A 10099-nucleotide genomic window follows, 5' to 3' on the forward strand; every position below is an offset into this window, starting at 1 on the left:
GGAGAAGGTGGTTTTTGAACATTACAAACCGTTGTTGTTGATTGCATTGGCAATATCACGCACGGCGGTAACATACATTCGGCTGTTGTTATACTGCCAAACTGTATAGAAATTATTCAGACCGAGATAATATTCAAATACGCCCGGACTGGTTTCCAAGCTGAACAAAACGGCTTTCTCGTTGTCAGCAACCGCTTTTTGCGGAACCACGCCCATCGCTTTGAAATCGGCAACGGTACGGTTCAATGCGGTTTTTTCATCAATAATGGCTTTTAAATCAGGCGTAATCGTCAGATTGACGGGAACAATCATTTTGCCGCCTGTTTTCCAACCGTGCTGCTTCATATAATTGGCAACAGAAGCGGCAACGTCGCCGATATTGTTCCAAATATCGCGGTGTCCGTCGCCATCATAATCGACCGCCCATTTGCGATAGCTCGAAGGCATGAATTGCGGCATACCCATTGCACCCGCATAGCTGCCTTTGAAATCAAAAACATTCTCTTTTTCTTCTTTCGCCATCAGCAAAAGCTCAATCAGCTCGTTTTGGAAAAACTCGGCACGGCGCGGATAATCAAAACCCAAGGTACTCAAAGCATCGGCAACGCGGAAGCTGCCCGTGTTTTTACCGTAATTGGTTTCAATGCCGATAATCGCTACAATCAGCTCGGCAGGTACACCGTATTTGCGTGCCACATCATCGATAACGGCACGGTTGGCGGCGTAAAACTGTTTGCCGCCGTTAAATTTCGTCGCGCCGGAGTTGCCCGTGCGGAATTCATACCAAGGACGGGAAGTTGACGGGCGGTACATGATATTGATGATATTGCCCTTGTAAACCACGCCATTAAAAAAGTTTTGCAGCTCGGCTTCTGTAAACTGCTTTTTCGCTGCCTCGTAACGGATAAACTGGCGGACATTGGTATTGGCATTAAAGCCGCTGCTGGCAACCGATTCCGCAGCAGAATCAAAAGCAGGACGCTGGTTTTTGCTTTGATTAATCGGCTCAACCGTTTTAGCAGACTCAACGTTTGTTTTGGTTGTGCTGCAAGCGGAAAGCAGCAACGCGGTTGATATTGCGATGAAAGGGATAAGTTTTTTCATATCTGAATTTATAGTCACTAAGGAAGCAGTCTTAATTATGCAAAAAGGTCGTCTGAAAGACGGTAGGAATATACATTCCCTTTCCTTTCAGACGACCTTTTAAGACTGTCTATTACTCGGCAGCCGCAACAACAGCAACGGTAATCGCAGCAACAGCGTCAGTGTGCAAAGCCACTTCAACTTCGTACTCGCCTACGGCTTTCAGAGGGCCGTTAGGCAGGCGGACGTTGGATTTTGCAGCTTCAACGCCTGAGGCAACAATCGCAGCAGCGATGTCGGCATTGGTAACGGAACCGAACAGACGACCGTCCACACCGGCTTTTTGAGCGATAGTGATGGTTTGACCATCCAGTTTTTCTTGACGTGCTTTAGCATCGGCCAAGATTTCGGCTTGTTTGGCTTCCAATTCGGCACGGCGTGCTTCGAATTCTTTCATGTTGGCTTCAGTAGCGCGTTTGGCTTTGCCGGCAGGAATCAGGAAGTTGCGGGCGTAACCGTTTTTCACGGTAACGATGTCGCCCAGGTTGCCCAAACCGCCGATTTTCTCTAACAGAATAATTTGCATGATTTAAACTCCAAAATTATTTGTGTTGATCGGTGTAAGGCAGCAGAGCCAGAAAACGTGCGCGTTTGACTGCAGTAGCCAATTGGCGTTGGTAATGCGCTTTGGTGCCGGTGATGCGGGCAGGGATGATTTTGCCGTTTTCAGAAATGAAGTCTTTCAGCAAATCAACTTGTTTGTAATCGACTTCTTGGATTTTTTCAGCCGTAAAGCGGCAGAATTTTCTACGTTTGAATGATTGACGAGCCATTGTCGTTTAACCTTTATATTCTTTAATGTTCTGTATGCGGAGTATCGGCCTTGGGAAGCGTTTGCTTCGCTGTGCGAGAAAGCCTTCTGCTTCAACCATCGTATCTTGCCGATACTGCCATTCTTCAGCCTGCTTACCTAAAATACGCGCGGGAATTTCAAAACTGACCAGGCATTTTTGCCCGTTTTCTTCCTGCCAAGATTCATGCTTTAACATAATATCCAAAACAGGGATTCCTGCCGGTGTGTATCTCAAGGATTCAACCTTGTAAATCAGGGCGGTAAGCTTTGTAAGATTATCCAATCTTATTCGGCTGCTGCAACTTCTTCAGCCGCACCGTTCAGCAAGTTTTTTGCTTTTTCGCCGCCCAGCATAGGAGAGGCTTCGGTTACAGCATGTTTTGTTTTGATGGTCAGATGGCGCATTACGGCATCGTTAAAGCGGAAAGCGGTTTCCAGCTCTTCAACTACTTCAGGAGTAGTTTCGATGTTCATCAAAACATAGTGTGCTTTGTGGATTTTGTTAATCGGGTAAGCCAGTTGACGGCGGCCCAGTCTTCCAAACGGTGGATTTTGCCGCCGGCTTCGGCAATCATGGTTTTGTAACGTTCAACCATAGCAGGCACTTGCTCGCTTTGATCAGGATGAACGATAAACACGATCTCATAATGACGCATGTTATCTCCTTATGGATGATTAAATACAGCCTTTTGCCATGCGAAAGCAAAAGGCAAGGTTTGACGAAACGATGGATTCTATCCCATTCTTGCTTTTTCTGCAATGGATGATATGTAAGAAAGGGGTTTTTGAATAAAAGTGTTGTCATGAAAAGATTGGCGATTTGGTTTACAATAATGCCATTTCTGAATTCTATCGAGAGAATAATAAAATGTTAGACATCCAACAGCTCCGCAGCCACACCGCAGCCGTCGCCGAACGTTTGGCACAGCGCGGTTACGAGTTTGATACCGCACGTTTCAATGCCCTGGAAGAGCAGCGCAAAGCCGTCCAAGTGAAAACCGAAGAGCTGCAAGCCTCGCGCAACAGCATTTCCAAACAAATCGGCGCATTGAAAGGACAGGGCAAACACGAAGAGGCGCAGGCAGCCATGGATCAAGTCGCCCAAATCAAAACCGATTTGGAGCAGGCCGCCGCCGATTTGGATGCTGTTCAGAAAGAATTGGACGCATGGTTGTTGAGCATTCCCAACCTGCCGCACGAAAGCGTGCCTGTTGGTAAAGACGAAACTGAAAACGTCGAAGTCCGCAAAGTCGGCACCCCGCGCGAATTTGACTTTGAAATCAAAGACCATGTCGATTTGGGCGAACCTTTGGGCTTGGATTTCGAAGGCGGCGCGAAACTCTCCGGCGCGCGCTTTACCGTCATGAAAGGTCAAATCGCCCGCCTGCACCGCGCGCTGGCGCAATTCATGCTCGATACGCACACGCTGAAACATGGCTACACCGAGCATTACACGCCCTACATCGTGGACGACACCACCCTGCAAGGCACAGGCCAACTGCCTAAATTTGCAGAAGATTTGTTCCATGTTACCCGCGGCGGCGACGAGAGCAAAAAAACGCAATATCTGATTCCGACCGCCGAAGTGACGCTGACCAACACCGTTGCCGACAGTATCGTGGCAGGCAGCGATTTGCCGCTGAAGCTGACCGCCCATTCCCCATGTTTCCGCTCCGAAGCGGGCGCATACGGTAAAGACGTGCGCGGTCTGATTCGCCAACACCAATTCGATAAAGTAGAAATGGTGCAAATCGTTCATCCCGAAAAATCATACGAAGCGCTGGAAGAAATGGTCGGTCATGCCGAAAACATCCTGAAGGCCTTGGAACTGCCCTACCGCGTGATTACCTTGTGTACCGGCGATATGGGCTTCGGCGCAACCAAAACCTATGACTTGGAAGTCTGGGTTCCCGCGCAAAATACTTACCGCGAAATCTCAAGCTGCTCCAACTGCGAAGATTTCCAAGCCCGCCGCATGAAGGCGCGTTTCAAAGACGAAAACGGCAAAAACCGCTTGGTGCATACTTTGAACGGCTCCGGCTTGGCAGTAGGCCGTACTTTGGTCGCTGTTTTGGAAAACCATCAAAACGCCGACGGCAGCATCAATATTCCTACCGCTTTGCAGCCTTATATGGGCGGAGTAGAAAAGATAGAGGTTAAGTAATTTAACTTGATGATATGAGACTTGAAGAGGGTATTCTGAGCAATCTTAGGGTGCCTTTTTTTATCCGTTTTTCATTAAGTTTTGTTTATTGATTTTTTGATTATTTATGGAGGTGGGTGTAAGAAGGGATAAAAAGTCTCTTAATTTGTAGAGGGGAAAATACAAATATAAGGAAACCCCGCAGAGGCGGGGTTTTGAATTAAAACTAAATTTAGTTAAGGTTTGGCGTAACCGTGTACACCGTTGTAGGGAGAAGGAATCCAACCTTCATCTACTGCAGGACGTTCACCTTGTCCCTCGACTGTTTGCCCTGGAGTGACTTGTTTGGTGACAGTGCTGCGGATTTTCACGTCAACACGACGGTCAGGTTCGATACATGCGATCAAAGCAGCGCGTTTTTTGGCTTTGGATACTTTTTTGCCCAGTTTTGCTACTTCTGCTTCACAAGTGGCAGTCATTTGAGCTTGAGATTCGCCAAGACCTACAGCGGAAACTTTGCTGGAAGGAATACCACGGCCAACCAAGTAGTTGGCAACTACGTTTGCACGGCGTTCGGACAGAGCTTGGTTGTACTCTTCTGAACCCATAAAGTCGGTGTGACCTTCGACACGCACAGTTTGAACGTTTTCATTGTTCAGGCGTTGGGCTAATGCGTTCAGGTTCTCTTGAGCCTCAGGGCGGAGGTTGTCTTTATCGAAGCCGAACAGTGTTTTAGAAGACAGAGATACGGTTTCGTCAACATATTCGGGAGCTTGTTGGACTGCGGCTACTGCTTCACGGTCGCCACATTCGACACGACCTTGGGTCTCTTTGTCGAAATAGCTGGTTTTCCAACACTCGCCATAGTTGTTGCGGACGACTTCTTGAGACTGGCTGCTTACAACGTAACCATGTTTGGTATGCGGTTCGCTTGCCATTGCGGTGCCGGAAGCAACCAATGCAACGAACAATGCGCTTAATTTCAGCTGTTTGGTCATTTTATTCCCTCATCTAAATTGTTATGCGGCGGGTGTTTAAGAACCGCTGCAAATTACCAATATACAGGCCGCAGCATACTAAGCAGCGGCAAATCGGATATATCAGTTTGCACTATAAAGAAGCATGGTGCCTACTGTCAATACTCAATGCCTCATACAATCATGAAACTGCCTGCTTCCTAGCTTCGAATCATGCCTAAAAATCAAGTTTGTGTCATTTATTTATGGGTAAATCGGAGTTTGTTGCCATTTGTTGTTGTATGAAGGATACAGTTTGTACTGAGGGAAATGTTGGTTTCGATAATCGGTTTGTATAGTACTATTTAAAACAAAAGTTTTTATTTGAGGTGAGGGTGCTGCCGACAATTTAGGAAAAATATGTTAAATTGTCTGCCATTTGTCGCACAAATCATACAAATATATAGAACACGAGCCGTTTATGAAATTACAGCAATTACGGTATGCATTGGAGGTGTACCGGCATAATCTGAATGTGTCTGAAGCTGCTGAAGCCCTTTTTACCTCCCAGCCGGGTATTTCCAAGCAAATCAGGCTTCTTGAGGAGGAGTTGGGCGTACAGATTTTTATCCGCAGCGGCAAACGCGTGGTTTCTGTGTCGCAGCCCGGCAAGGCTGTGTTGGAAATTGTAGAACGGATTTTGCGCGATGTGCAGAATATTAAAAATATAGGCAGTGAGTTTACTGATCATGACAGTGGTTCGTTGATTGTTGCGACGACTCATACGCAGGCACGTTATGCCCTGCCTTTGATTGTGGCGGAATTTGTCAAACGTTATCCGAAGGTAACACTGACCATCAAGCAGGGCAGTCCTGCGGCCATCGCCCAGATGGTTAGTAACGGAGAGGCGGATATTGCGATTGTAACTGAGCGTATCGATGAGCATCCGGAGTTGGGTAAATTAACTTGTTATGAATGGAATCATGCGGTTATCGTGCCGCATGAACATCCTTTGTTGGATTGTAAAAATCCTTTGAGTATTGAGGATTTGGCCTCTTTTCCCTTGATTACTTATGAATTTGCGTTCAATCAGGGGAGTAGTATTGCCCGGGCTTTTAATAAAGCCAGATTAGAGCAGCCCGATGTTGTGTTGTCGGCAGCGGACACGGATGTTTTAAAGACGTATGTCCGTTTGGGTCTTGGTGTCGGGTTAATGGCGAAGATGGCTTACGATCCTGAGAATGACACGGATCTGGAATTAGTGGACGCCTCACATTTGTTTGAGTCGTCTCCAACTTGGATTGCCGTTAGGAAAGATACCTATCTTAGGGGGTATGCATATGATTTTATAGAATTGTTCGCGCCTAAGTTGACGCGTGAAGTGGTCGATAGAACGCTTTATACTCCAGTAGTCGAGGACTTTTCTATTTGATTGTTTAGTTGAAATACGCCTGATGGGGCAAGAGGTCGTCTGGAAACGGGGCGGTTTTGATTTTGTCAGAACCGTGCTTTCAGACGACCTTTTAGTTTTGCCGTATGCTTGGTTTGAATATTTCTATGTTTTTAAAGGTGTGTTTCTTGTAAGGATGCAGAGTTTGATAAACCCAAGGTGTCGAGGGTAGGAAGGCTGATTATTTAATCGGAACTGTTTTCAGAGCTAGAAACAAAAGTGTTCTGCACCTTCCGTTTAGATATTGTATTCGCTGCAATCCTTGAGTATTTTTGAAAACTCCAGATTCGGATTCCTACCTGCGCGGAAATGAAGGATATTGGGTGTTTTTTATTTTAATTGATTATAGAAGGTCGTCTGAAAACCTGATTTGTCAGGAATTTCAGACGACCTTTGGGTGATTGGGGGGAGTGTTTGCCAAATGTAGGAAGCTGCTGTTTTGTACTTATTGTCAGGCTCTCTCCAGCCATGCGCTCAAACCTCCTCCGTCGCGGTTTTCAAGTTTCAACGTCAGGCCGTGGAGTTTGGCGATGTGTTCGGCGATGGACAAACCCAGTCCGCTGCCTTGGGCATTTTGTCCGGCAGGACGGTAGAAACGTTCTTTAATCCGCGACAGATGTTCGGGGGCGATGCCGGTGCCTTGGTCGCGTACTTCGATACGGTCAGCGTGAAAATACAGTCCAACCTCGCTGTTTTCGGGCGAATAGCGCACAGCGTTGTCGAGCAGGTTGCGCAACATGAGTTGCAGTAGCGCGTCGTCGCCTTGCAGGAGGGGCGGCTCGGCAAGAAATTCGCGCTTGAGGCGGATGCGTTTTTCGCGGGCGGAGAGGTTGGTGTTTTGCAGCACTTGGCTGCTGAGGCGCTCCCAATTGATGGGGGCGGTATTTTTCAGGCCTTGTTCGGGATCGAGCCGTGCCAGCGTGAGCAGTTGGTTGATTAGGTGTTCGGCGCGGTTGAGGCTTTGTTGGATTTGTTGCAGGTGGTAGGGCTGTTCGGCAGTGTCGCTGAGGGCGAGGACTTCGGCCTGCACTTTCAATGCGGCAAGCGGGCTGCGCAGTTCGTGGGCAGCATCGGAGGTAAAGCGTTGTTCTCGTTCGATGCTGGTCTGAACGCGGGCAAACAGGCGGTTGAGGGCATCGACCAGGGTTTGGGTTTCCTGCGGTACGGCTCGGCTGACGGGAGCAAGGTTGTCGGCGCGGCGTTCGGACAATTCTGATGCGAGCTCTTTAAGCGGGTAGATGCTGCGTTTGACCGCCAGATGCAGTAGCAACACCATCAGCGGCAGAACAAGCAGCGAGGCGGCAAGGTGCGCCCAAACAATGTTCCACAAAATTTCAAGGCGGTTGCGCCAGGGTTGGGCAACGGCGACTGTCTGTCCGGTTTTCCCGTCGTGGTAATAGATGACGCGTAAGCTTTTTTCCTGCCAAGGCTTCCCGATGTCGGTGAAGCCGGAAATTTTGCGGAATGGAATTTCTTTACCCCTTTTGTCTGAGAGCAACAGTCTGCCGTCTGCATTCCAGACGGAAATGCCGTTTTGTTTGTCTTCTGCAAAACCGGTGTGGCCTTTGCCCAGGCTTTTTTTAACTTTAGGCAGCAGCACGGCTTTTTCCGGTTCGATGTAGGGCAGTGATTGGGCAAGGTCGCTCATCTGACTGTCGGCGGATTCATTCAGTTCGTGTAACGCCATTGCCAGTGAAACAGCGTTGGCGGCGAACCATGCCAAGAGCAGTCCGCTGCCGATATAGAGTATCAGGCGTTTGCGGATAGAAGTTTCAGGCGGAAGCTTTTTAAACATGGAACGACCTTTTTGTGCAAGGGGGCTGTTTCTTCAAATTTTGCGTTTTCAGACGACCTTAAGGCATTTCTCCGAGTTGGTAACCCAATCCGCGCTTGGTTTGAATCACGGATGAACCGATTTTTTTGCGCAGGTTGTGGATATGCACTTCGACCGCGTTGCTTTCAACTTCTTGATCCCAGCCGTATAGTTTGTCTTCGATATGGGCGCGGCTGATGATGTGTTTCGGATTGGCGACCAGCATTTCCAGCAGCCGCCATTCGCGCGCGGTCAGGTTCAGCGGCTTGCCGCCGAGTGTGGCGGTTTGGGCGGAGGTATCCAAATACAGGCTGCCGAAGGTCAGGCCGCTGTCGCTGCGTCCGTGGCTGCGGCGCACCAAGGCATTCAGCCGTGCTTCAAGTTCTTCCAATGCGAAGGGTTTGCACAGGTAATCGTCCGCGCCGCTGTTCAACCCGGTCAGGCGGTCGGGCAGCGCATCGCGTGCCGTCAGAATCAGCACGGGTAGCGTCAGACCTTGTTTGCGCCAGTGCCGCAATATTTCTATGCCGTCGATGTTCGGCAGCCCCAAATCCAACACCGCCGCATCATAAGGCGCAGCCAGTGGTGCGGACTGTCCTTGAGCGCCATCTGAAAACCAGTCCACCGCCATACCGAGCTTTTTCAGCCCGGCGGCAATGCCGTCGCCGATGTGCGGGTCGTCTTCCACCAGCAGGATACGCATAAAGATACTCCTGTTTGTTCGGATAAATGCAGTGAATTCAAATCAAGACGCTCTGCCCCGCCATTTCCCGCCTTCGCAAGAAAAGGCATGGCGAAAACCGGGTGCCTCTATTTTAATTGGCTCTATATGATATGGATTATATAGCGGATTGGCTTGAAACTCGTTTTGTTGTACTGCCTTGCTTCAAAACAATAATGTAAGACAGGGTCGTCTGAAAACCAAAGTCGGGATGGCAATGGAACATCATGCAGACTGCCCGCTTTACCCTTGGTTTCAGGCTGAGGCCTGTCATTAAAACAGGCTGGGCTTAAGTAGAACTTAAGAAATTTTGGAGGAATAAATATAAAATAAAAACAATAATTTGAATAAAATTTATAGAAAAATCTTTTTCTTAAGGTTCGCTTAAGTTTGGCTTGTTTTAATACGCTCAATCCAGCAGACACTGTTGGCAGATTTCAAATACACAAACATTTTTATTTTTATCCGACAAAAAAGGAAACATCATGAAATTCAGCAAAAAAGGTCTCATCATCGCCGTCGCAACCGCTCTGACCATCGGTACTGCCAGTGTCGGTGCATATGCCGCAGGTGCCATAATACCCGGAACCAAAGCCGCCGCTTTCTCCAGTAGCAAAATCAGTGCCGCCCAAGCTGTCGATTACGCAGTGGCCAAAATTCCGGGCAGCGCCGTCGAAGTCGATTTCCGCCACAAAAACGGCCAGAGCTACTATAAAGTAGAAATAGTTGCCGATGACCAGAAACAAGAAGTTTTCGTCGATGCAGCTAACGGGCACATCATCGAAAGCCGCCCAGACTACGACAAAAAACCGCTCCAACCGCTGCCGAACACCAATATTTCCCTGAAACAGGCGATTGCCGCAGCCGAAGCCAAAACAGGCGGCCGCGCGAAGGATGCCGATTTGAGCTATAAAAAAGGCCCGTCGGTTTATAAAGTGGAAACCGTCAACGGCATCCAAAAATACGAAGTACGCGTCGATGCCAACAGCGGTCAGGTACTGTCTTCACACATCGATTTATAAAGTAAAAACCGATTCGTGGCGACCTGTCAAAAGGTCGTCTGAAAACCCAAATAAGGTT

10 protein-coding genes and 1 pseudogene are annotated in these 10099 nt (G+C 48.3%); 3 read left to right on the forward strand and 8 right to left on the reverse strand.

Translation table 11 applies throughout. The annotated features are described in order from the left end of the window. Positions 1–21 precede the first annotated feature (21 nt). The 5 genes and pseudogenes from mltB to rpsF all read right to left on the reverse strand — a co-directional run bounded on the left by mltB (position 22) and on the right by rpsF (position 2592). Positions 22–1104 (reverse strand): lytic murein transglycosylase B, encoded by a 1083-nt coding sequence (mltB, locus tag HMPREF2907_RS00385; protein ID WP_070679091.1) that lies wholly within the window; start codon positions 1102–1104, stop codon positions 22–24. Between the two features lie 112 nt (positions 1105–1216). Then, complete coding sequence (rplI, locus tag HMPREF2907_RS00390; RefSeq protein ID WP_003743490.1) at positions 1217–1669, reverse strand: 50S ribosomal protein L9; 453 nt, start codon at positions 1667–1669, stop codon at positions 1217–1219. A 16-nt stretch (positions 1670–1685) separates the two neighbouring features. Then, positions 1686–1916 carry a 30S ribosomal protein S18 gene (gene rpsR / locus HMPREF2907_RS00395; protein WP_003678863.1) on the reverse strand — a complete coding sequence of 77 codons (231 nt, stop codon included), beginning with the start codon at positions 1914–1916 and terminating at the stop codon, positions 1686–1688. 6 nt (positions 1917–1922) lie between these two features. Then, positions 1923–2219, reverse strand: coding sequence for a primosomal replication protein N (priB, locus tag HMPREF2907_RS00400; protein ID WP_003757378.1), 297 nt, complete (start codon positions 2217–2219; stop codon positions 1923–1925). Between the two features lie 2 nt (positions 2220–2221). Then, positions 2222–2592: pseudogene (rpsF, locus tag HMPREF2907_RS00405) on the reverse strand (30S ribosomal protein S6). 212 nt (positions 2593–2804) lie between these two features. On the opposite strand from rpsF, the gene serS reads away from it, so the two are divergent. Then, positions 2805–4100: a serine--tRNA ligase gene (gene serS / locus HMPREF2907_RS00410; protein WP_070679092.1), complete on the forward strand. Its 1296-nt coding sequence runs from the start codon at positions 2805–2807 to the stop codon at positions 4098–4100. 215 nt (positions 4101–4315) lie between these two features. On the opposite strand, the gene HMPREF2907_RS00415 is transcribed toward serS, so the two are convergent. Continuing rightward, the gene (locus tag HMPREF2907_RS00415; RefSeq protein WP_070679093.1) at positions 4316–5077 is read right to left on the reverse strand and encodes an OmpA family protein; all 762 of its coding nucleotides are present in this window, start codon (positions 5075–5077) and stop codon (positions 4316–4318) included. Positions 5078–5516: 439 nt separating this feature from the next. Here HMPREF2907_RS00415 and HMPREF2907_RS00420 point away from each other — a divergent pair, with 439 nt between their 5' ends. Then, positions 5517–6467: a CysB family HTH-type transcriptional regulator gene (locus HMPREF2907_RS00420; protein ID WP_045075049.1), complete on the forward strand. Its 951-nt coding sequence runs from the start codon at positions 5517–5519 to the stop codon at positions 6465–6467. 469 nt (positions 6468–6936) lie between these two features. Here the strand turns inward: HMPREF2907_RS00420 and HMPREF2907_RS00425 are convergent, their stop codons facing one another. Beyond that, positions 6937–8280 (reverse strand): ATP-binding protein, encoded by a 1344-nt coding sequence (locus HMPREF2907_RS00425; RefSeq protein ID WP_070679094.1) that lies wholly within the window; start codon positions 8278–8280, stop codon positions 6937–6939. Positions 8281–8338: 58 nt separating this feature from the next. Further along, positions 8339–9001 (reverse strand): response regulator, encoded by a 663-nt coding sequence (locus HMPREF2907_RS00430; RefSeq protein ID WP_060974960.1) that lies wholly within the window; start codon positions 8999–9001, stop codon positions 8339–8341. A gap of 503 nt (positions 9002–9504) precedes the next feature. Between HMPREF2907_RS00430 and HMPREF2907_RS00435 the strand changes: the two genes are divergently transcribed. Beyond that, the gene (locus tag HMPREF2907_RS00435; protein ID WP_070679095.1) at positions 9505–10041 is read left to right on the forward strand and encodes a PepSY domain-containing protein; all 537 of its coding nucleotides are present in this window, start codon (positions 9505–9507) and stop codon (positions 10039–10041) included. Positions 10042–10099: the final 58 nt, after the last annotated feature.

The sequence above is a fragment of the Neisseria sp. HMSC055H02 genome (genome assembly GCF_001813335.1).
Lineage (GTDB): Bacteria > Pseudomonadota > Gammaproteobacteria > Burkholderiales > Neisseriaceae > Neisseria > Neisseria sicca_C.

Excerpts from the sequence above, each read along its gene's own strand:
- mltB (WP_070679091.1), bottom strand. The coding sequence starts at position 1,104 with ATGAAAAAACTTATCCCTTTCATCGCAATATCAACCGCGTTGCTGCTT.
- rplI (WP_003743490.1), bottom strand. The coding sequence starts at position 1,669 with ATGCAAATTATTCTGTTAGAGAAAATCGGCGGTTTGGGCAACCTGGGC.
- rpsR (WP_003678863.1), bottom strand. The coding sequence starts at position 1,916 with ATGGCTCGTCAATCATTCAAACGTAGAAAATTCTGCCGCTTTACGGCT.
- serS (WP_070679092.1), top strand. The coding sequence starts at position 2,805 with ATGTTAGACATCCAACAGCTCCGCAGCCACACCGCAGCCGTCGCCGAA.
- HMPREF2907_RS00415 (WP_070679093.1), bottom strand. The coding sequence starts at position 5,077 with ATGACCAAACAGCTGAAATTAAGCGCATTGTTCGTTGCATTGGTTGCT.
- HMPREF2907_RS00420 (WP_045075049.1), top strand. The coding sequence starts at position 5,517 with ATGAAATTACAGCAATTACGGTATGCATTGGAGGTGTACCGGCATAAT.
- HMPREF2907_RS00425 (WP_070679094.1), bottom strand. The coding sequence starts at position 8,280 with ATGTTTAAAAAGCTTCCGCCTGAAACTTCTATCCGCAAACGCCTGATA.
- HMPREF2907_RS00430 (WP_060974960.1), bottom strand. The coding sequence starts at position 9,001 with ATGCGTATCCTGCTGGTGGAAGACGACCCGCACATCGGCGACGGCATT.
- HMPREF2907_RS00435 (WP_070679095.1), top strand. The coding sequence starts at position 9,505 with ATGAAATTCAGCAAAAAAGGTCTCATCATCGCCGTCGCAACCGCTCTG.